Origin of the sequence: Cobetia marina (assembly GCF_001720485.1) — a bacterium.
GTDB classification, from domain to species: Bacteria; Pseudomonadota; Gammaproteobacteria; order Pseudomonadales; family Halomonadaceae; genus Cobetia; species Cobetia marina.
In genome coordinates, this window is sequence record NZ_CP017114.1 from 1,990,114 (window position 1) to 2,012,474 (window position 22,361).

General features: G+C 57.4%; 17 protein-coding genes and 1 pseudogene. 6 read left to right on the top strand and 12 right to left on the bottom strand.

Annotated features, from left to right (window positions below; genetic code table 11):
• Nucleotides 1–32: 32 nt before the first annotated feature.
• The 4 genes from BFX80_RS08475 to speB form a co-directional block, all read right to left on the bottom strand.
• Nucleotides 33–1,499, bottom strand: a complete 1,467-nt coding sequence (locus BFX80_RS08475) for an aldehyde dehydrogenase family protein (RefSeq protein WP_240499720.1) — start codon at nt 1,497–1,499, stop codon at nt 33–35.
• 84 nt (nt 1,500–1,583) lie between these two features.
• Nucleotides 1,584–3,236: a 5-guanidino-2-oxopentanoate decarboxylase gene (locus BFX80_RS08480; protein ID WP_084208572.1), complete on the bottom strand. Its 1,653-nt coding sequence runs from the start codon at nt 3,234–3,236 to the stop codon at nt 1,584–1,586.
• Between the two features lie 131 nt (nt 3,237–3,367).
• Nucleotides 3,368–4,684: a YjiH family protein gene (locus tag BFX80_RS08485; protein WP_084209696.1), complete on the bottom strand. Its 1,317-nt coding sequence runs from the start codon at nt 4,682–4,684 to the stop codon at nt 3,368–3,370.
• A gap of 308 nt (nt 4,685–4,992) precedes the next feature.
• The gene (gene speB, locus BFX80_RS08490; RefSeq protein WP_077376000.1) at nt 4,993–5,943 is read right to left on the bottom strand and encodes an agmatinase; all 951 of its coding nucleotides are present in this window, start codon (nt 5,941–5,943) and stop codon (nt 4,993–4,995) included.
• Between the two features lie 376 nt (nt 5,944–6,319).
• Here speB and BFX80_RS08495 point away from each other — a divergent pair, with 376 nt between their 5' ends.
• A complete protein-coding gene (locus BFX80_RS08495) occupies nt 6,320–7,978 on the top strand; it encodes a sigma-54 interaction domain-containing protein (protein ID WP_240499721.1) in 1,659 nt (552 codons plus the stop codon).
• Nucleotides 7,979–8,250: 272 nt separating this feature from the next.
• Nucleotides 8,251–8,829, top strand: a complete 579-nt coding sequence (locus BFX80_RS08500) for a hypothetical protein (RefSeq protein WP_084208573.1) — start codon at nt 8,251–8,253, stop codon at nt 8,827–8,829.
• Between the two features lie 54 nt (nt 8,830–8,883).
• On the opposite strand, the pseudogene BFX80_RS08505 reads toward BFX80_RS08500, so the two are convergent.
• A pseudogene (locus tag BFX80_RS08505) lies at nt 8,884–9,210 on the bottom strand (transposase); the annotation flags it as partial.
• 29 nt (nt 9,211–9,239) lie between these two features.
• On the opposite strand from BFX80_RS08505, the gene BFX80_RS18215 reads away from it, so the two are divergent.
• Both BFX80_RS18215 and BFX80_RS08510 read left to right on the top strand, forming a co-directional pair.
• Nucleotides 9,240–9,827 carry a transcriptional regulator gene (locus BFX80_RS18215; RefSeq protein ID WP_157109461.1) on the top strand — a complete coding sequence of 196 codons (588 nt, stop codon included), beginning with the start codon at nt 9,240–9,242 and terminating at the stop codon, nt 9,825–9,827.
• 30 nt (nt 9,828–9,857) lie between these two features.
• On the top strand, nt 9,858–13,388 hold the full coding sequence (locus BFX80_RS08510) for an SIR2 family NAD-dependent protein deacylase (protein ID WP_084208574.1): 3,531 nt from the start codon (nt 9,858–9,860) through the stop codon (nt 13,386–13,388).
• A gap of 43 nt (nt 13,389–13,431) precedes the next feature.
• On the opposite strand, the gene BFX80_RS08515 is transcribed toward BFX80_RS08510, so the two are convergent.
• Nucleotides 13,432–14,523 (bottom strand): hypothetical protein, encoded by a 1,092-nt coding sequence (locus BFX80_RS08515; RefSeq protein WP_157109462.1) that lies wholly within the window; start codon nt 14,521–14,523, stop codon nt 13,432–13,434.
• Between the two features lie 158 nt (nt 14,524–14,681).
• Here BFX80_RS08515 and BFX80_RS08520 point away from each other — a divergent pair, with 158 nt between their 5' ends.
• Nucleotides 14,682–15,179, top strand: a complete 498-nt coding sequence (locus BFX80_RS08520) for an OsmC family protein (RefSeq protein ID WP_084208576.1) — start codon at nt 14,682–14,684, stop codon at nt 15,177–15,179.
• A gap of 196 nt (nt 15,180–15,375) precedes the next feature.
• Here BFX80_RS08520 and BFX80_RS08525 read toward each other — a convergent pair whose 3' ends face one another.
• From BFX80_RS08525 to BFX80_RS08550, 6 genes are all read right to left on the bottom strand, one after another.
• On the bottom strand, nt 15,376–16,044 hold the full coding sequence (locus tag BFX80_RS08525) for an RraA family protein (protein WP_164850308.1): 669 nt from the start codon (nt 16,042–16,044) through the stop codon (nt 15,376–15,378).
• 22 nt (nt 16,045–16,066) lie between these two features.
• Nucleotides 16,067–17,371: a TRAP transporter large permease gene (locus BFX80_RS08530; protein ID WP_077376018.1), complete on the bottom strand. Its 1,305-nt coding sequence runs from the start codon at nt 17,369–17,371 to the stop codon at nt 16,067–16,069.
• Between the two features lie 3 nt (nt 17,372–17,374).
• Nucleotides 17,375–17,920 carry a TRAP transporter small permease gene (locus BFX80_RS08535; RefSeq protein WP_084208577.1) on the bottom strand — a complete coding sequence of 182 codons (546 nt, stop codon included), beginning with the start codon at nt 17,918–17,920 and terminating at the stop codon, nt 17,375–17,377.
• Nucleotides 17,921–17,930: 10 nt separating this feature from the next.
• Nucleotides 17,931–18,920: a TRAP transporter substrate-binding protein DctP gene (gene dctP, locus BFX80_RS08540; RefSeq protein WP_084208578.1), complete on the bottom strand. Its 990-nt coding sequence runs from the start codon at nt 18,918–18,920 to the stop codon at nt 17,931–17,933.
• A gap of 236 nt (nt 18,921–19,156) precedes the next feature.
• Complete coding sequence (locus BFX80_RS08545; protein ID WP_084208579.1) at nt 19,157–19,486, bottom strand: hypothetical protein; 330 nt, start codon at nt 19,484–19,486, stop codon at nt 19,157–19,159.
• A 125-nt stretch (nt 19,487–19,611) separates the two neighbouring features.
• Nucleotides 19,612–21,039: a sodium:solute symporter family protein gene (locus tag BFX80_RS08550; RefSeq protein ID WP_164850310.1), complete on the bottom strand. Its 1,428-nt coding sequence runs from the start codon at nt 21,037–21,039 to the stop codon at nt 19,612–19,614.
• Between the two features lie 187 nt (nt 21,040–21,226).
• Between BFX80_RS08550 and BFX80_RS08555 the strand changes: the two genes are divergently transcribed.
• Nucleotides 21,227–22,231 (top strand): LysR family transcriptional regulator, encoded by a 1,005-nt coding sequence (locus tag BFX80_RS08555; protein WP_084208581.1) that lies wholly within the window; start codon nt 21,227–21,229, stop codon nt 22,229–22,231.
• Nucleotides 22,232–22,361 lie beyond the last annotated feature (130 nt).

Consider the following 22,361-nt stretch of genomic DNA (forward strand, 5'->3'; position numbering starts at 1 on the left):
ATCTGATCAGGCAAGACGCTCAGCCAATACGTTCAGTCAAGTACCGGCCCGATGATGTGCTTGACCTCCAGATAGCCCGCCAGGCCCCACGGGCCCAGTTCACGGCCGATGCCGCTGCGCTTGAAGCCACCCCAGCTGGCCTGTACCAGCGGTAGCTGCTCGCTGTTGTACCACACCACGCCTGCGCGCAGACGGCGGCCGACCTGCTGGGCGCGCTTGGCATCACCACTGACCACCGTGGCCACCAGCCCGAAATCGCTGTCGTTGGCGAGGCGAATCGCCTCGGCCTCATCCGCCACGCGACGTGAGCACAGCACCGGCCCGAAGATCTCCTCACGCCACAGACGGCTTTCCACCGGGACATCGGTGTAAAGCGTCGGCGCCACGAAGTAGCCCTTGGTCGGCAGGCTGCGATGGGTATCATCGCGCAGCGCCGTCAGACCTTCCTCGCGCGCCACATTGAGATAGCCCAGCACGGTGTCACGTTGACGGGAGCTGGTCATCGGGCCCATCTGGGTCGCGGCGTCCAGCGGGTCACCCAGCACCAGCGCGTCGATACGACTGGCCAGGGCGGTGTGCAGGTCATCGGCGATGGCCTCATGCACCAGCAGGCGCGAGGTGGCGGAGCAGATCTGCCCGGCATTGAAGTAGATGCCGGCCATCACCCAGTCAGCGGCGTCGTCGATGTCGGCATCTTCCAGCACGATGATCGCTGACTTGCCGCCCAGTTCCAGTGACACCCCACGCGTACCGCAGGCCGCCGCCTGCATGACCTTCTCGCCGACCACATTGCTGCCGGTGAAGGATATCTTGTCGATGCGCGGATGACGCGTCAGCGGCGCGCCGATGCCTTCGCCATCGCCGTGCAGCAGGTTGAACACGCCTGCCGGCAGTCCGGCTTCCAGGGCGATCTCGGCCATCACCTGCTCCGGCAACGGCGTCACTTCAGACGGCTTGATCACCAGGGTGCAGCCCGCGGCGAGCGCCGGCGCGACCTTCCAGGCGCTGGTGACCAGCGGGAAGTTCCACGGCGTGATCAGTCCCACCACGCCGGCCGGCTCCTGATAGCTGTGCGCCGCATAGCCTTCGACATCATGCGCTACCACCGCGCCCTGACGGGCATCCAGCGCGCGTGCCTGCTCGGCGTAATAGCGGTAGCAGCCGATGGCGTCATCGAGATCGATCTCGGTCTCTGCGCGAATCTTGCCATTGTTGCGGCATGACATTTCCACCAGCGCTTCCCGGCGAGATGTCAGCCCCTCGGCGAAGGCCTCCAGATAGACGGCACGCTCGGCGCCACTCAGTGCCTGCCAGCCCTCGAAGGCATTGGCAGCCGCCGTGACGGCGGCCTCCACATCACGCGCATCCCCCGCCGTCACCTCGGCGATGACGGTTTCCTCGAAAGGATTGGTGACCGCCAGACGGCGCTCGCCGTGGGACTTGACCCACTCGTTGTTGATGAACTGCTGATCGAGCTTGTGCATTGAAGTAGCTGACATGGGAGTTCCTTGCCGCCAGTGACATACGGGGGACTGGCGGTCATTGATCAATGTTGTGAAGAGATACGATGCGCCGAGTCGGACTCAGCCGGCGATCGAGCGCTGCCACCCGGCCGCGTCGATTTCCACCAGCAGCGGGGCGCTAGCGTCGCGCTCGTCCAAGGCGACCTGCAGCGCCTGCGGTGAATCGATGGCGACGGCGGCGCAGCCGAAGCCGCGGGCCAGCAGCTGGAAGTCGGGGGCCTGGATGTCGACGCCCAGGCGCGTGACGCCGGCGTTGTCCATGAAGCGGCGAATCTCCTCATAGCCTTGGTTGTGCCACAGCACGATCACCACCGGCAGCTGTTCTTCTACCGCGCAGGCGAGTTCCGACAGCGTGAACATGATGCCGCCATCGCCGACCAGCGCGATCACCGGCAGGTCCGGGCGGCCGAGTGTCGCGCCCATCGCGGCGGGCAGGCCGTAGCCGAGCGTGCCGTAGCCGGTGGAGGCATTGAAGTAACGGCGCGGTGCCGGCTGGCTGAGCAGGTGGTTGGCTGCGTAGACCGTGGCGCAGGAATCGCCGACCCAGATGGCCTCCGGCAGCGCTTGCTGGAGGGTGTCGAACAGCGGCACGTAGGGCGCGAAGGCCGGGTCGGTCGGCAGGGCAAGCGCTTCCAGCGTCGCGGCGGTGATCTGCGCGCCGCGACGTGTGCCTTGGGGGCTGCCTTCGAGGTCAGTCAGTCGATCGGCGAGCGTCTCCAGCGCCAGGCTGGCATCGGCGACGATACCCAGCGCGGCGGCATGATTGCGCGCCAGCTGCTCGGGGTCGATATCGATGCGGATCAACTCGCCGCCGATCACGAAGCCATCATCAAACACCACGTCGTAATCGGTCTCGCCAAGCTCGGTGCCGATCGCCAGCACCACATCGGCGTCGCGCGCCAGCTCGCGTACCGCAGGCAGTGCGGCATTGGCGCCGAGATCCAGCGGGTGGGCGCTGCCGAGAAGGCCCTTGGCATTGATGGTGGTGACGGTGGGGGCATCCAGCGCCTCCACCAGTTGACGCGCGGCCTCGGGCGCGGCGACACAGCCACCGCCCAGCAGTACCAGCGGGCGCTCGGCGCCTGTCAGAAGGGCCACGGCCTCGTCGATCAGCGTCGGGTCCGGCGCGAGGCGCCCGATGCGTGAGCGCGTGACGTCATGGGTGCTACGACCGGCAGGCAGTGGAATCTCGGCATTGAACAGGTCAATGGGAATCTCGAGATGCACCGGGCCGGGGCGGGCACCTTCGAACAGCGCAAAGGCACGGGCCAGCACTTCCGGCAGCGCGGACGGGTCGAGCAGGGTGTGGCTGAAGCGCGCCACGCCCGAGATCAGCTGCTGCTGGCTCGGCAGCTCATGCAGACGCCCCTGGCCACGCCCGAGGGTGTCGGAGCGATTGACGCTGGAGATCACCAGCATCGGGATGGAGTCGGCCAGCGCCTGGCCCATCGCGGTGGTGATGTTGGTCATCCCCGGGCCGGTGATGATGAAGCACACTCCGGGCTTGCCGGTGCTGCGGGCATAGCCATCGGCCATGAAGCCGGCGCCCTGTTCATGGCGCGGGGTGACGTGGCGAATGGTGCGCGCAGCGGGATCGGCATCCGGCTCCAGGCCCCGGTAGAGTTCGACGGTATGTACGCCGGGAATACCGAAGACGGTATCGACGCCGTAGGTGTCACGCAGCAGTCGGATCAGGAGTTCAGCACAGGTCATGGCAGGCTATCCGGCAGACGGGAGCGCCGTGGCGCCCCCGGAAGTCATGAGGAAAAGGAGTCCAAGGAACAGGAGCCCAGGCACAGGAGGCTGGTGGTGGCACAGCGCTCTTGCGGCGGGCTGGCCTCGGCTCAGAACACGAAGACGTGGGCGATACCGGCGATGATCGGCAGGGTGATCAGCGTGCGCAGCACGAAGATGGCCACCAGTTCCCAGATCTTGAGCGGAATCTTCGACTTGAGCAGCAGGGCACCGATCTCGGACATGTAGATCAACTGGGTCAGGGACAGGCAGGCGATCACGAAGCGGGTCAGTTCGCTGTCGATGTCCTTGGCCAGCACCGCCGGCAGGAACATGTCGGCAAAGCCGACCAGCGTCGCCGGGGCTGCCTCTGCCGCGTGGGGAATCTGCAGCAGTTCCAGCAGCGGAATCATCGGGTAGGAGAGCCAGGTGAAGACCGGCGTGAACTCGGCCAGCATCAGCGCCACGGTCCCGATGGCGATCACCACCGGCAGCAGACCGAGGAAGATGTCCGCCACGTTGAAACCGGCCGATTTCACCAGCTTGAGCGGGCCCGGCGCATGCTCGGCGCGCGCGACGGCCATGCCGAGTGAGTAACGCAGCACGCCACAGTCGCTCTGGTTCTCTTCACTGATCTGGCAGCCGACCGGCTCGTGGTAGTCATCACGCTTGCGCGACAGCGGCGGCAGACGCGGCACGATGACGGCGGCGATCAGGCCTGCGATGACGACGGTCAGATAGAAGGGCACGAACAGGTGATTGATGTTCATGAAGCTGGTGACCAGCAACGCGAAGGCGATCGAGACCACCGAGAAGTTGGTGGCGATCACCGCCGCTTCGCGCTTGCTGTAGAAGCCCTGCTCGTACTGCTGCGTGGTGATCAGCACGCCGACGGTGCCGGAGCCCATCCACGAGGCGGTGGCATCGATGGCGCTGCGACCGGGTAGATTGAAGATGGCGCGGAACGGACGGCGCACCAGGCTGCCGATGAATTCCATGAAGCCGAAGTCGACCAGCAGCGGCAGCAGAATGGCCGCGAAGAAGAAGAAGGTCAGCAGGACAGGGGCGAGATCATTGAGCATCACGCCGCCGGTGAAGGCCGCCGTGACGGCGGCTGGCCCCCACTGGAAGTAGGTCATCAGCGCGAAGATGGCGCCGAGGGCGCGCATGGCAAACCACACCGGCGCGACATCGAACAGCTCATGTGCCGCGCCCTGACGTGCCCAGTTCGGCTTGGCGAGCTTGACGAAGCCGGTGAGGATCACCGACAGACACAGCACCGCGACGGCGATGGCGGGCAAGGCGCTGCCGAGCGTGGCCTTGAGCCAATCGGCCATCAGGCCCATGCCGATGTTGATGGTGTCGCCAACGCTGAACGGCACCAGGAAGAAGCTGACGCCGAGCAGTGACGGCACCAGGAATTTCATCAGCCCCCTGGCCGTCAGCGGCACCGGGCGGGTGGCGATCAGGTCCTTCTTCGGGCGGGCCGCTGGGGTCGCGGCGGAGTCAGACGCGGAGTCATGCTGGGACGGTGCGTGCTCCGCCGTCGGGTCGATGCTGGTTGTCATTCGGGTCACCTTGATCTTGTTGTAATGGTCAGGCTCTGATCGGTCATTCGGCATGCGACATGCCGTCTTCGCGGGGGATTCTTCACGTGCCAGAGACGGGACAGGCCCCTGGCACGCGACCCGCCCTCCGGCGGGGTCTTTCACTGGCAATGGAGGTGCGGTGCGACTCAGTCGCGCTGTTGCACGCCCGGCAGTACGCAGAGCATCTCGTAGAGCAGGGTCGCGCCCATCAGCGCGGTGTTGCCGCTGGTGTCGTAGGGCGGGGAGACTTCCATCAGGTCACCGCCGACGATATTGAGGCCACGTGCGCCGCGCACGATTTCCATGCCCTGGGGCATGGTCAGGCCGCCGGCTTCCACGGTGCCGGTACCGGGGGCGACGGAGGGGTCCAGTCCGTCGATGTCGAAGGTGATGTACACCGGGCGATCGCCCATCATGTCTCGCACTTCGGCCATCAGCGGGGCGAGTGACTTGAACCAGCACATCTCGGCGGTTTCCACACGGAAGCCCTGCTGACGGCACCAGTCGAAGTCATCGGCGGAGTAGCCGGTGCCACGCAGGCCGATCTGCACCACGCGGTGGCTGTCGAGCAGGCCTTCTTCCTGGGCACGACGAATCGGCGTGCCGTGGGCGATGGGCTCGCCGAACATGTGGTCATTCACGTCGGCGTGGGCATCGATGTGGATCAGACCGACCGGCCCGTGCTTCTTGGCGATGGCGCGCAGCACCGGCAGGGTGACGGTGTGGTCACCGCCCAGGGTGAGCGGCACGCAATCGTGGCTGAGCACTTCATCGTAGAATTTCTCGATGATGTCCATGCTCTTGGGCAGGTGGAAGGTGTTGATCGGCACATCGCCGATGTCCGCCACCTGCAGGCTGTCGAAGGGCGCGGCGCGGGTGGCCATGTTGTAGGGGCGCAGCATGCGCGATTCATCACGGATCTGACGCGGGCCGAGACGCGCGCCCGGACGGTTGGAGGTACCGATGTCCAGCGGAATGCCGATGAAGGCGGCATCCAGGCCTTCCGCGGTTTCCTGAGCCGGCAGGCGCATCATGGTGGCCGGGCCGCCGAAACGTGGCATGTCGTTGCCGCCCAGTGGCTGATTGAATTCGCTCATCTGTCTCTCCAGGGTCTTGAGTCGCTCGCGATACGCTGACGGCGAGCGGGGTATTGTGATGGTTCGCCTGATCGCCTGGCCGGACGGTGTCATGAAAGCCGGCGATTCTCCTTGGCGCATACCCCAGCATTGCAGTAACCATGCCAACTTTCAGTCGATTGATTTTATTGGATTTTTTAAAGAGGTGGTTGTCGAGTGATTCATTTGTGGATCACTCGTGCGCCAATACTGATTCAAAAATGGATCACTGATTCATTTGTGGATCACATTCAGGCATCATCGAGAGTGTCTTCAGCGCAGTGCGAGAAAGAACTGCTGAAAGGAACTGCTGGAAAGCCCCGCCCCGATTCACAGGCTCGACCATGAGGTGCCCGCCATGTCAGAGCTCGACCACCAGATTCTCAAGACCATCATCGACACCGCCCATGACCACTACTTCGTGGTGAGCGCGGATGGCCAGGTGATGGATGTCAGCCCCGGCGCCGCGGCGGTCTATGGCATGACGCGTGAGGCGCTGTGTGCCGCCAACGTGCATGACCTGGAAGCCAGCGGGGTGCTCAAGCCCTCCATCAGCCTGGAGGTGTTGCGCACGGGGCGAACGCTCCAGATGATGCAGCTCACCGCCACCGGGCGGCGGGTGGTGGCGCAGGCGCATCCGGTATTCGTCGAGGGCAAGCTTGAGTGCGTGGTCAGCCGCTCGATGGATCTCACCGATATCCAGCTGCTGCAGCAGGAATATGCCGTGCTCCAGCAGCGCTTCACGGATCACCTGCGCCGCAACTCGCGGGGCAGTGAGCTGGGCGGGGGGAGTGCGGGGGAAAGTGATTGGGGGGCGGTGGGGAGTGCGCGCTCGGGTGCCGAGCAGACCACCCATGACGCGCGGCAGCAGGGGCGTGCCCTCTGCGAGCAGGCCGCGCGTGAGCAGGCCGAGTGCGAGGACGCCGCGCTGGAACTGGGGGAGCTACAGGTCAAAAGCCCCGTGATGCGTGAGATAGCGCTGCTGCTCAAGCGGGTCGCGCCCACCAACGCCACGGTACTGATGCTGGGCGAATCCGGGGTCGGCAAGACGGCCTTCGCCCATCAACTGCATCGCTGGAGCCAACGCGCCGACGGCCCCTTCATCGAGGTGAACTGCGGCGCCATCCCCGAAAGCCTGTTCGAGTCCGAGATGTTCGGCTATCAAGCCGGTGCCTTCACCGGCGCGGGCAACCGTGGCAAGGCGGGCCTGATGGAACAGGCCGAAGGCGGCACCCTGTTTCTGGATGAAATCGGTGAGCTGCCGCTCGCCACCCAGACCAAGCTGCTCAAGGTGATTCAGGACGGAATGATCACCCGCCTGGGCGACACCACCACCCGCCGCGCCGACTTCCGACTGGTCGTCGCCACCAATCAAGACCTCGCCGCCCGCGTGGAGCAGGGACAATTCCGCCTCGACCTCTACTACCGCATCAATGTGCTCCCCGTCAGCCTGCCCCCGCTGCGCGAACGCCGCGAAGACATTCCCGCCCTGATAGAGCAACACCTCTCACGCCTCAATCAACGTCACGGTCGTCGCAAACTCCTCGACGCTACCTTATGGCCCATCCTCATGCGCCAGGACTGGCTCGGCAATATCCGCGAACTGGAAAACTGGCTGGAACGCGCCTGGCTCAGCGCTCCCAGTGATGTCATCGACAGCGACTCAGTGAAAACACTGCTCAACACTTGTTCCACGAATAACGCGAATGGACTAGGCAATTCATTTGGCTTCAGTAATGACCAATTTAATGGAATAGGCGTTACTGAAAGTTTTACCACTGCTGATACCTTACATAGTGACAACTCCCTCTCAGAGCCTACCGCTGAGGGGGCGGTAGCCATGCCAATCCCGAAACTCGGCCCCAACGAAACGCTCAAGGAAGGCTTGGCACGTATCGAAGCGCAATGGCTCCAAGAGATGGCTGCCGAGTTACCCAGTACTTATGCGATAGCGAAGAGAGCAGGGATTAGTCAGCCGTCGGTAGTAAGGAAGTTGAAGCATATGTTATTAAAATAATTACCATGTGTCGGATTCCATGTGATTGACCAATCGATTAGCCAATCACACGGGGCCCGACAGCTACCTGAAACACAATTATATTCACTTTATTAGGGATTTATTGTACAATTTGGGATTGAATGCTGAGCGTTCCACATAACACCGCCATCAGAGAAATGTGTCATGTCCGAAAAAATACTTTCCAAAGCTTCTGCTGAGGATTTACCTTCTACGATAATAAAGCTTCCTGAGAAGAATGAGGTGCACGATGCCATGTTGGGGAGTGCCTCATGAGCAACCCCACACAGCGTAAGATGAAGAAAACTCCCAATCCAATCTTGGTCTGGTCTGGGGTGTTTCTCCTCGTGGGTGCCTTCTGGCATCATTTCGCCAATACTGACCCGACACCGTCACGTATTTTGGCGGTGCTTGGGATTGTCATCATGTATATCGGGTTTCATGCAAAGTCTGGGGCAACTCCCGATGAGGCGAATACGGCCAACCAAGAGAAGGCTCCAGAAGCCCCCCCGGCCACGGGCACGATTGCGGGCCCTGGCTCCGAATTGACAGATGAAAGCTCGAAATCGAAAGACAAAGAAGCTCTCAAAGAGAAAATTGAGTTGAGATGTAACTGTATTATAGTCGGTCAGATAATAGCAGCTGCGATTCTGGCCATGGGCTTAACTTCCACTAGTAACAACATGTATAATACCATTGTACTGGTGATCGTCTCTGGCTTTGGCTACCTTGGAATCTCAATTTTTGGTAATGGTTACTTAATCAGCAAATCGCATGTTCATTATGCCTATGCGCTTATTGGCGTGTTGGGATACTTCGCAACGCCTGTCGTCTTTATGTTTGGGCGATAATCCATATAATTTGTTAACTCCCTCACTCAACATATGAGGGAGTTAAATGCCTATTCAAAAATTAGTCATGCACTCAGCGCCATAACCGTCGAGCAGCCGGTGTACCTCATCGCATAGGTGCTCAAATGCTAGATATGCACTCAGTGGCAGCCATGCATACCTCATCTGCCGCCGCAGAATCTCAATCAGATTCAGCTCCGGCGTGTACGCCGATAGGTAGGTCAAGCACACACGCTGCGACATCGACTCAACCACCATCCTCTTGAACACTTTGGAGTGATGCATGCTGGCATTGTCCAGCACGACGACAGCGAAGGTATCAGGGGCTTTCTGATCGGCAAACTGGTCGAATGTATCGATGACCGTCTCGGTAGTCATAGTTCTGCTCCGACCTCTACTACCGCATCAGAGTGCTCCCCGTCAGCCTGCCGCCGCTGCGCGAATGCCGCGAAGACATTCCCGCCCTGATCGAGCAACACCTCTCCCGCCTCAATCAACGTCACGGTCGCCGCAAACTCCTCGACGCCTCGTTATGGCCCATCCTCATGCGCCAGGACTGGCTCGGCAATATCCGCGAACTGGAAAACTGGCTGGAACGCGCCTGGCTCAGCGCCCCCAGTGATGTCATCGACAGCGACTCAGTGAAAACACTGCTCAACACTTGTTCCACGAATAACGCTAATGGACTAGGCAATTCATTTGGCTTCAGTAATGACAAATCTAATGGAATAGGCGTTACTGAAAGTTTTCCCACTGCCGATAACTCTCATAGTCCCAATTCCCTCTCAGCGCCTGCCGCTAAGGGGGCGGTAGCTATGCCAATCCCCAAGCTCGGCCCTAACGAAACTCTTAAGGAAGGCTTGGCTCGCATCGAAGCACAATGGTTACGCGAGATGGCGGCGGAATTGCCCAGTACTTATGCGATAGCGAAGAGAGCAGGGATTAGTCAACCGTCGGTGGTAAGGAAACTCCGTAAAATAAAAGCATTACTTTATTGATATTAATTCGATATTGAGTGAGTCAATGTTATGAAAAAAATAGACTTTGAAGAAATAAATGATTACCCAGCTTTTAAGAAGCTTTCTTCGTCTTTATGGCGAAGTAATAACGAGATGCATGGTGCTGCAATAATGATTGGGGCAGGTTTCAGTAGGGTGGGGGCAAATATACCAAGTGAATCTTATAAGCCGCCCCTATGGCATCATCTTTCTAAAAAGCTATCGAGTGACCTTGGAAGTACTAACACAAATGATCCTTTAATGTTGGCAGAAGAGTACAATGCATATTTTGGGAAAAAAGCCTTGTATGATTTAATTGGAGATCAAGTCAATGATCCTCTTATAAAGCCGAGCCACATGCATGAAAGAATGTTGAAATTACCATGGGCTGAGATAGTTACTACAAATTGGGATACACTTCTTGAACGCGCCTCTAAAGCTTTGAATCATCCATTGTATGATGTAGTGAAAAGTCAAGAGGATTTTGCAAACACTAGGTCACCTCGTATAGTGAAGCTCCACGGCACTATAGGTAGCACAGAAGAACTAGTTTTTACTCAAGAAGATTATCGTTCATATCCTGAGAAAAACGCAGCATTTGTTAACTTCGCACGACAAATATTTATCGAAAATGAATTGTGCCTTTTAGGATTTTCTGGCGATGATCCTAATTTTTTACAATGGATTGGTTGGGTTAGAGACCAGTTGACAACTCACGCTCGTAGAATTTATATCGTTGGGCCTTTGAGTTTAAGTCCATCAAAAAGGAAATATTTAGAGTCTATCAATATTATCCCTATAGATTTAAGTGATTTGGTTTTAGAGTATGAAGATTTAGATGATAGATACAAGGTTGCTACACAGCTATTCTTAGATAAATTATATGAAGTTAAACCAATGATGCCGTGGGAGTGGAAGCCTAAAATCTATTATGAGAAGTTGAGCTTTGACTCTAGTAATTTAGAGGAAGTTGATGAGCTTCTTTCTTCTTTAGAGCAAGAAAGATTAAGCTATCCTGGTTGGGTAGTGTGTCCTCATAATAATAAAAATATATTGAGTGCTCAAGTTGATTCAATTTTTGTAAGTGGTGATTTATTAAAGATAATTGGAAGACTAAGATCCGAGAAGTTAATATATGAGCTCGTTTGGCGTTATTCACTAACTAATGCTATTGTGCCAAGTTGGTTATTTGAAGAATGCGTTAGAATAAATAAGGCGGAAGATTTAACATACTTCAATCAATCGCAGATTATCGAGGCTAGCTTGTTAGCCTTGAGGTGTGGGGTGTGGAGTAAAAAATATGCTAAAAAACTAAAAGAAGAAAAAGTTAAAGAAAAATTATATAGCTTGTCGAGTACTAATCAAGGTTTAGTTAATGAGCTTTGTTATATGGATTTGTGTAACGCACGTGAGAGCTTAGACTACAAGTATATAAAGGAAAATATATGTAAGATTGTCGAGATTAGCCCCATTTGGAAAATTAAGAAAGCATCCTTGCTATCTGAAATAGGTAGATTCGATCGAAGTTATGAAATACTTACAGAGGCGTATAAGGAATTAGAGCTGCACTATAGAGATACTCAGAATTCTGTTTTCTTACTATCTAGGATGACTTTATGTGCTATGTATATAGATGCTATAGATGGCTTCGTCAGCAAACAAATGCTAGGTAATATATTGTCTAGTAAGAATATTGATTTACTCTGCGATCCTCGAGAAGAGCTTAATTTTTTTAATCAAAAAGCTAAGGAAAAATTAGTCGAACAAAATAATAAGAATAAATTTGAACCTTTATTTATGGCAGGAGCCTATAAGGATAACTCTAAAAGTATCACATTAAGCAATGAGCTTCATCCATTCATTTCAATGTACGAGTATTGTTATGATACTGGACTCCCTTATAAGTTAAAAGACTGCACTTTGTTATGTGAAGCTTCCACCAGCTTGGCTGAATTAGATGCGGTTGATATTAATAATAAACTGGCCCTCATATTACGCTCTACATCTATAAGTACTGATAAAGCAATAGATAAGACGTTTTCAAGATTAGTAGTTGCACGTATAGATGATAGTGAAGTTGGTTTTATTACCGCTACGTGCTTAAAAGCTATTGAGTTTTGGAGAAAAGAGATTCTTGAGGGCAAATATATTGATGTGAGTTACGGTCTAAAAAAGCTTAGTGTTATAATCGAAATGCTCGCTAGAGTAACAACTCGCTTAAGTTCAGATAAGGCTAAAGAAATCTACTCGTTAGCATGTGAGATAGGTGGCGATGCATGTTTACAATGCACAGAACTTTCTAGTGCTTTGGATAATTTATTAAAATACTCTCTGGAGAGTATACCTATTAATCAGCAGTATGAATTATTTAATATCTCTTTGAAATTCCCTCTGGGATCAGAGATTAATATTCCCAACAACTTGCTCTACTCTTGGCCTAATCCCATTATTGAACATGTTCCGTTGAGATCTGATAGTAGTGATATAGATATTCGTATACTTGAATTGCTCAATAGAGTATGCCAAGGCTTCAAAGAAAGTAGTCTGGCATTGGAAAGGTTGTTGGTTTTGTACAATAAGAACTTTTTAAGTGATTTTGAGGTAAACCTACTAGCTAATAGGATATGGGGAAAAGTCGATATAAGTATTTATTTGCCTAAGCTTGGGATTTTAGATCTTCATTTGTTAGATCTACCATGTTTTATTGATATTGATTTAAAAAAATCTATATCTACTGCACTTTACAGGGGGTTTAGCCTAAATGATCTAGATGTTAACGAAATTCGCAATATGGTTACTGCGTCGAGAATTAAAAACATTTATCCTGACGAAAGTCTAGCGCCTAGTATTTTTGATAGTATTATTGCTCACAAACCTCAAAGAAAAGATCTGGATAATCCACTAGCTCAACTTTTGCAAATTTCTAATCCTGAGCATGCTTACGATAAGTTAATGACTTATTGTATTGTTCCAGCAATGGTGAATAATGATTTAACTAAAGATAGATTTGATAAGTTAGTTGCTTGGTATAGAGAAACTTCTTCTCCCGTTTTATTGCCTTCTTTTATATACTTTCTCAGTAATGATTCCACAAGATGCTCATGGGTAAGTGATGTTATTAGTGTTGAGCTTTTGTCAGATAACGAAAATAACTTAATAGGTGCCTTAAAGTCTGTATTGCTCTGGCTGAAAATAAGTGCAGATAGCATGCCGAGAGATGTTATTACCTCGATAGTTTACTTGACTTGCGCTAGTAAAGACTCTGGTTTATTTCATCTTCTAGATTTTGTTATAGAAATGGTAAAAGAAGGCTTTCTCACCGTGGAAGAAAAAAAATTATTATCTAAGAGAATTCCTATACTCTTCGAGAGCACAGATTATTGTAAGAAAAACCTGCGATATGATGAAGTTGGAAGAGTCTCTTTGATAAGATCTAAATGTGTAGAGTTGACTATATATTTGATTAAAAGTGAATATGAGGCAGACGCCAAGCTTATTGAAATTATAGGTAAAGCTAGGCTAGATCCATTGCCTGAGGTGCGCAATAAAGTATTAGAATAAATATGTTCTACTGATTATATATTGATGAGATTATAGGTTGTTGTTATCCACCCTCCATCACCACCAGACTCCCCATCACCCCTTCACACAGCGGTTTGATCTCGTTGAAGCCTTCCTCGACGGTGAGGTCTGTCTTGGCTTTGGCGTAGGCGGTGCCGTCGGCGGCGGGGTGGTAGCTGGTGCAGTGCAGGCGGATCAGCTTGTCATCGAGGAAGAGGCCGTATTCGCGGGTCTGCGAGGTGATGGGCATGCCCCGGTGCCGCTGTGTCATGGCGATATCGAACCAGTAGGCCTGACGGTGATCCACTCGGGTCAGGCCGGAGTCGAGCATCTGACTGTTGATGGGCGCCCACTGGGCCAGCGTATTGGTGGAGGCCATCACCTTGAGCTGCGCATCACTGACGGTATCACCATGCAGGTCATAGATCTCGAGGATGATCATGTCGGTGCCGGTACCGGCCTGACTCTGCCACTTCTGCACGATATGCGGCAGGCGACCTTCGGCGGCAGACCACGAGGCGGGCAGGTGCAGCGCAAGGTTGATGCCAAGCGACTTGGCATGGCCCTTGGAATGGAATTCCTGGAAATAGCCGTCGTACAGTTCGTACACCGGCTCTATCTGGTACTTGGTCGCCAGCAGGAATTCCTTGAAGGGTGAGGGCAGGTATTCGCCCTCGGCACGCAGGCGGATGGCCTCGATGAAGCGGGCGGCGAAGTCGCTGGTCAGCTTGTCGGCGGTCAGTTGTGGGGCCAGTTCCTTCTGCATCTGCCGGCGAATCCCGTCGAGCACTTCGCGTGCATGCTCGCGCCCCATCAGGCTTTCGAGGTTGTCCGCGAGACGTGTGGTGATATCGGGGAAGGCATTCGCAAAGTAGGCGGAGGCAAGGTCAGCGTCATGCGCGAGTTCAGGATAGGTCTCGGCGATGCGCGCCAGCGTGATGTCCTGAGCGATGACGAAGCCGTAGGTGCTGCTCAGGGTATTGATGACCCGAGGCGTGGGGCGGAACTGTGCGGCGTCGGCGCGTGCCGAGGCACCGGGCGTCATGAGACATAAGCCCAGGCCGAGCCCGACTGTCAGGGCGGCGATTGCCAGCCCGGGAATCCCGGTAAACCGTCGTCCAGCTGCAAACGCCATGCGTGACATCCTGTCAGAGTGCGAATGTGCCAATCCTATCATCGGGGTGTGGGGACTTCTTGCTTCCCCTCCTTGATTGGAAGACTAATCATGCGGAAGTATCAGGCGGCACGTCATGCCGGCGTCCGCGCTCCCCTTGTGAAGAGACCCCCCAGACAATGACGTCCAGACAACACCATTATTCGGTTGATCTCGAGTGGACTGGCAATCGCGGCGAGGGCACCACGCATTACACCGCCTATGAGCGAGATTTCGAGGCCCGTGTCAGTGGCAAGCCGAGCCTTGAAGGCTCCGCGGACCCCGCCTTTCGGGGTAACGGTGCGCGCTGGAATCCTGAAGACCTGCTGGTGGCCTCCGTCTCGGCCTGCCACAAGCTGTGGTATCTGCATCTGTGTGCCGACGCTGGCATTCGTGTCATGACCTATCTCGATCACGCCGAGGGTACGATGCGGGAAGGCACCAGTGGCGGCAAAGGCGATCCAGCTGCCGAGTCAGGCCGCTTCACCGCCATCGTGCTGCGACCTGAGATCACCCTGGCCGCCGGCGACGATATCGCGCTCGCCCTTGAGCTTCACCATCGGGCGCATGCGCTGTGCTTCATCGCCAACTCGCTGAATTTCCCGGTCAGCTGCGAGGCGGTGATCACCCATCAGTGATGGGCAGCTTCAGTCCGCGTCAGACTGACCGTGTCAGTTAACCTTGTCAGACTGACCGTGTCAGAACCCGAAAGGCCACCAGAGCAATCTGGTGGCCTTTTTTGCTTTCAGCACCTCTCTAAAGAAACAGCGTCTTTCCAAAGAATCAGCATCTCTCGAAAGAATCAGCGTCTCGCGACCTGATCAAGCGGGGGGATCAGCCGCGTGCGTTCACTTCCTCGATCAGCTGGCTTGCGCCAGTGAGGTCGGGCAGGCAGGCACCCTCGGCGATCTTTGCCAGCAGCACGTCTTCCGCTTCTTGCACCTCGATGGCGTGGGTGGCGATGGCGGAGACTTCTGAGGGGGCCATGACGATGACACCGCTCTCGTCAGCGAGGATGGCATCGCCCGGATTGACGACCACGCCGCCAATGCTGACCGGCACGTTGAGCGCGCCGCCGATTCCGGCGAAGCGGGTGGTGAGCGAGGCGACCCCGCGACTCCACACCGGGAAATGCTTGTCGCGAATGGTCAAGGCGTCGGTGGCCATGCCGTCGATCACCACGCCGGCCACGCCCAGACGTGAGGCGACCGTGGTCATCACGCCGCCCCAGCAGGCGCGGTGGCGATCGCCCTGACGATGCACGATGAGCACATCGCCCGGGCGCACCAGACGCATCAGGTGGTTGAGCAGGGTGCCATCTTCCGGCGGCAGCGAAACGGTGACGGCGGTACCGGCAATCCGTACCTGGGGCAGCATGCAGGCAATCGCCGGTTCGACGAAGCCGTGGGTGTGGAAGTGGCCGATGGTGGCCGTCTCGCACTGGGTGAGCTGTGCCAGCAGCTCCGGCGCGACCTGGTCTGGCATGTCATTGAGTTGGTACATGGAAGTCTCTCGGCGTGGTCGGTCAGATCAGGCTGGGCAGGAAGGTGGTGAGTGCCGGTACCCAGTAGAGCATCAGCATCGCGAACAGGAAGCAGATGACGATGGGCCAGGCAGCGGCGTAGATGGTCTGCATCGGGGTCGCGGGGGCGGCACCTTTTACCGCGAACAGGTTGTAGCCGAAGGGCGGGGTGAGACTGCCCACCGAGATGTTGATCAAGAACAGCGTCCAGAACCACACCGGGTCAAAGCCATACAGCTTGACCAGCGGCGCGTAGATGGGGATCACCACCATCATGAAGGCGATCTGGTCGATGAACATGCAGGCGATCAGCGGAATCAGCATCAGGATCAGCAGCATCCATACCGGGTCGAGATCCAGCCCGGTCACGCTGCTCACCAGCCCGCTGGTCGCGCCGGTGAAGCTCAACAACTGCGAGAACAGTTTCGAGCACGCCAGGATCAGGATGATCATGGTGCTGACCTTCAGCGACGACATCACCGCTTCGCCCGCCATCTTGAAGGAGAACTTGCGGTAGTAGGCGGCGACCAGCAGTGAGCCCAGCACGCCGGTGGCGGCGGACTCGGACGGTGTGGCGATACCGAGCAGGATCAACCCGAGCACGGCGAAGATGATGATGCTGAACGGCAGCATGTTGATCAGGGCGCGACGCTTCTCCTTTGCCGTGCCGCCACCGCTTTCATCGACCGGCGGCGCGCGGCGAGGGTCCAGCGTGATGCGCACCTTCACGTAGAGGATGAACAGCGCAGCCAGCAGGATACCCGGCAGAATGCCGGCGATCAGCAGCCGCGCGATGGAGACATCCACCATCGAGCCGATGATGATCACCAACAGGCTCGGCGGGATGATCGGCGCGAGACTCGCCCCACCCAGAATCAGGCCGATGGAGAGCTTGTCGTCATAGCCGCGCTCCTGCATGGTCGGCAGCGCCGAGCGGCTGAGCATGGCGGTCACGGCCAGTGCCGAGCCGGACAGGGCGCCGAAAAGGGTCGAGAGGGCGACGACGAAGAAGTAGAGGCGGCCTTTCATGCGGCCCATCAGGGCATCCAGCGAGTCGAAGATCACATCGATGGAGCCGGAGCGGAACAGCAGCTCCCCCATCAGCACGAACAGCGCGATGGTGGTCAGCGTCTCCGAGGTCATGCTGTCGTAGACACTGTTGGCGAACATGCCGAAACCGGCGGTGCCCATCAACCACAGCGTGCCCAGCACGTTGATGGTCAGGAAGGCGGCGAAGACGGGGATGCCGAGGGCGAACAGGCCCATCAGCAAGGCGATGGCCAGGCCCAGAGAGAAATACCATTCCATGACTCAGGGTCCTTTTCTGGCGTCGGTGGTCGCCGAGGCGGCGGCGGAGTCGTCCGATGGGGGCGCCTCGGGCGCGGCGCGCGTGAAGGCGTGGCGCAGGAAGTAGAGGGCCGCATTGATCAACGCGTAGGCGATGAAGGAGGACACCCAGACCTTGGGGATATCGAGCCCCATGGCGGTGGTGGTGTGGTACTGGAACTGACGCAGGCTTTCCTGCAGGCAGATCCAGCCGGCCACGGCGCAGACGCCACCGGTGATCAGCGCCAGCAGGCGGTCATAGAGGGCGCGGGTGGCAGGGCTGAGGCGTTCCGGCAGCACGGTGATGGCGATATGGCCATGGGTACGAGCCAGTTCCGGCGCGGCCAGCGAGATGGAGAGGCACAGCAGGTAGGCCACCATCGCGCCGGACCACAGGGTGGGCGAATTGAAGAAATAGCGCGCGATGACTTCCAGCCAGAAGCACAGGACGATGCCACACAGGGTGACACCGCCCAGAAGGAAGCCTGCTCGCGTCACGCCGTCATGCACACGTGCAAGCAGGGTTGGCATGGTGGATTCCTTACTCGCTGACGGTGGTCAGGTGCTTCTCGATCGCCAGCTCGCGCATGGCGGTCACGGCTTCCGGCGACTTGTCGATGCCCAGCTGCCAGATACCGTCGGTGACCAGGGCATCCAGACGCTCGGCGTCTTCCGGGGCGAATTCGGTGGCCTGCATGCCAGCCTCGTTCAGTGCCTTCCATTCCTCGATCGCCAGTTCATCCAGCACCGGGACGATCTCGGTCTCCAGCTGACGGCCCTCGTCAAGCAGCACCTTCTGCTGCTCTGGGGTCAGGCTGTTGAAGGCGTTGAGGTTCATCAGCACGAAGTTGTAGGTCTGACCGAAGGTCGGCTTGGAGTAGTAGCCGGCGACTTCCTGCCAGCCCATGTCCTTGACGCCGTTCAGGCCCCAGGCCGCGCCGTCGATCACGCCACGGTCCATCGCCGAGTAGACGTCGCCACTGGACATCAGCACCGGCGTACCGCCCAGCCCCTTGGTGACATTGGTATAGGTGGGGCTGCCGCGCAGACGACGCCCGTCCAGACCCGGCGTGCCGGTGATCGGCTCCTTCAGCACGTACTGGAAACCGTGGCTGCCCAGCGGCGGAATCGCGATCAGCTTGAGGCCCAGGCCGTTGTAGTGCTCATCGACCATGTCCCACAGTCCGGATTCACGCGTCTGCTCCGGATTCACCGCCACGCCATCCATTGCCGCGCCGACGCCAGTGGTGTTGGTGTGGTAGGCGGCGTGGGTGTAGAGCAGCTGGAAGACACCGGCAGCGACAGGCTGCAGCTGCTCGAAGGGCGGCACGACGTCCGGGCCGGTCAGCTGGATGGTGAGGTCGGCGGCGTCATTGGCTTCGACTTCCTTGATGAAGCGCTGGGCGATTTCACGGGAATAGGCGGTGGTCTGGTCGTAACTGGACAGCATGCGCAGTTCGGTGGCCATTGACTGGGTGGCCGGGAGCAGTGCGAGCAGCGGGAGCAACAGAGCGGGCTTGAGGGTTTTCATAGCAGTTTCCACTTTATCGTTATTGTGTCGGGCGATGCTGTCTGCACGTACCTGGTGGGATCAGATAGCCAGGAGGTGCAGCGGCGTCCCTTGCGACTTGTCGTTGATGGTACGTCTTCAATCTATGAGCCGCCTTGGCTGCGGTCAACGAATCATCAGCCTTTTGGGCTTTCAAATTTCAATATGCAGTATTTGCGAGATTTATGTAAGAAAACCTGTGTGTTTGGTCCAGTGACTTACAGCGTCAATTCGAGGGGAATATTTTGGCAATTCAAGGCAAAGTCCCGGTGCGAACCACAAGGCAACACGAGATGATCCTGGTAGAGAATCCAGAGTGATACTGGCAGATAGCCCAGATTACTTCTGGTCGATAAAGGGGGATGAATCTGGTGGAAAACGATGAAATACAAGGTGAGAACGAAAAGGAAGGGGGGGAGAAGAAGAGGAAAGAACAGACACCACTGCAAGAAAGACAAGAACCGCAGGGCTTCGAGCGAAGACCGCAACAAGGCCCCGGTTCTCGATGTCGTGATGACAGCATCGGGAACCGGGGCTTCATGTTGCATGCATCAGGTCCTATGCATCAGGTCCTATGCATCAGGTCTCATGCATCGTGCATGTTGCATCAGGTCTCATGCATGACGAGGCGTGCCCCAGCGTCTGACAGCGGCGCGAGCCCCGCTCATCAGGCTCAGCGCGTGGCGGTGTCGGTCGCGAGGTTCAGACTCGGCTTGCGCAGCGCCAACGGCATCAGTGCCAGCGAGACAGGCAGGCCGATCATCACCGGATGCAGCCCGAAGGGATGGCCCAGCAGCTGCCAGAGAATGGCGGTGGCAAGCCCGCCCCACATCATGATCACCCCGCCGCGCGGGTCTGGCGAGCGGCGACACAGGGCCACCACCGTCGGCACCAGTACCCCGCAGACCAGCATCGCGCTGCCGAGAATCCAGATGTCCAGCAGGCGCGGGGCGTAGAGTGCCAGACCCAGCGAAATCAAGGACATGGCGATCACCGAGTGACGGCTCATGCGCAGCATGAAGGCATCATCACGGCCCTTCATGCGCGGCTTGATCACGTCATTGGCAATCGACGAGGCGCCGGCGATGAAGAACGAATCCGCACACGAGATGATGGTCGCCAGCAGCACCACGACCATGCTGACCATCAGCGGCAGTGGCAGGGTGGCCTTGATGATGGCGTAGAAGGACAGGTCCGGATTGGCCACCGCGATGTCCAGGCCCAGCCTGGCGAAGGCGCCGATCAACACCACGGCTCCACCGACCAGCAGCGTGAAGACGATGGCCACGGCGTAGCCGGTGCGTGCCGCCTTGAGGCTGCGCGCGGCCCAGAAGCGCTGCCACAGGTCCTGGCGCACGAACTGATAGGCGCCGATGGTCAGCATGTAGACCGCCAGTTCATGGCCGGAGATACCGGTCAGGCTCAGGAAGTCAGGGCTGCCCTGTGGCGTGGGCGATGCACTGATGATCTCCCAGCTGCCGCTGGCGTAGTAGACGGTGACCAGCAGGAAGAAGATGCCCAGTGTCTGCAGGGTACCGAGAATCGCATCCGACCAGATGACCGCCATCAGGCCGCCCAGCCATGTCTTGGCGGTCAGCAGCGCCCAGGTCAGCAGGATACCCACCGGCAGCGCCAGGCCGAACACCAGCTTGAGCACCGTGGCCACCGCCACGAACTGCATGCCGGTGATGGCCGCGTAGGCGCACAGGATGCTCAGCAGAGTGGGGAGTCTGACCCCCTCGCCGAAACGGCTGACCAGAAAGTCGGCCAGTGTCACCATCTCCAGGCGCCGGCCTTCGGCGTGAATCTTGCCGATGAAGAAGTACAGCGCGATGCCGGCGACGGTCATGCCCACCGGCAGCCACAGCTGGCCCATGCCGAAGGTGTAACCCTTGGAGACGAAGCCCAGCAGGGTGGAGCCGCCGACGGCAGTGCCGACAAGCGTGCAGATCAGCGGAAAGGTCGCGGTGGAACGGCCGGCGACATTGTAGTCATCATAGGTCTTGATACGGCGAAAGAAATACAGCGAAAGCCCCATCAGAAATAGGCCACATGCTATGATCATGATCGAGAGAATCTCGGTTTCTCGGCTATCGAACATTGTCATTTTTCCGCATTGTTGATGTTGTATTGATCGTCATTGCCAGCTTGAGAGAAAGGCAATATATCACTCAAGTGGATGGCAATGGCGAGGCAGTGCTGACTTCCATGCTACCTGGCTCGTCACGAAGACGTTGCGTGGCCATTGCCACGCCGGGTGCGTCATTTTCTGGACAGGAATCCTCGCCATGCGACCCATCCATGACACTCTGGACTGGAACCTGCTGAGAACCTTCATCGTCATCGTTCAGGAGGAAAGTGTCAGTCGAGCGGCAGCCCGTCTCTATCTGTCCCAGCCGGCGGTGAGTCTGTCACTCAAGCGTCTGGAAGAGCGCCTCGGGCAACGGTTGATCGAACGAGACAGTCACAGCTTTCGCGTGACGGGGGCGGGGCAGGTGGTCTATCGCGAGGCCGTGGAGATCTACGCCAACGTGGCGCGTCTCGCCTCTGAGGTGGGCAACAGTCATACGGAGATTTCCGGGCATGTCTCGCTCCTTTTCATTACCGGCATCGAGTGCCGATTCCTTGATAGCGTGTTCGCGCGCTTTCATCGCTGTTTCCCCCAGGTCACCTTCTCGATCCAGGAGATGTCCAGTCACGAGGTGCAGCAGGGCCTGTTGCAGCGCCAGGGCGCTCTGGGCATCTGCCTGGCGCAGCAGACACCGGAGCCACTGATGTCCCAGGTGCTGGCGCGCCAGAACTACCGCTACTTCTGTGGTCGCATGCATCCGCTCTTCGGTCAGCAGAATCTGCCGCTGGAGGCGCTGCGCAATGAGCGTTATGTCTCCTTCGGCAGCGAGCAGCTCGATGGCGTGCTGTCTCCGCTGGCGATGTTCCGCGCCCGCGAGGGCTTGCAGGGCCCGGTGATCGGTCAATCCAGCAGCCTGCAGGAAATCCGCCGCATGGTGCTGGCCGGCTGGGGCATCGGCTGCATGCCGGAGCACATCGTGCGGCGTGAGGTCGAGGAGCAGCAGCTGTGGCCCTTGCCACCCTACGGTGGCGTGGCCGATATCGACCTGCACCTGATGTGGCACCGTGAGGCGCGTTTCAGCGCTGCCGAATCCACCTTCGTCGACTTCCTGCACAACGCGCTGGCCAAGGTGCCGCTGGAAGAACGCCTGCATCGCGGTCTGGAAATGCAGCTGCCGGACCCCAATGCCGTGCTGGCCAGTGACGGCGCGCCCGCCACTTGAGTCACCCCTGGCGCTCGATCAAGACCTTGTCGTGAAGACCGTCCTCAAGCCCGTCCTGAAGCGCGTTCTGAATGGCCCGCGCCGCTGTCACCAGTCAGTCCAGGTGGCAGCGGCGCTTCGGGGGCGCCCC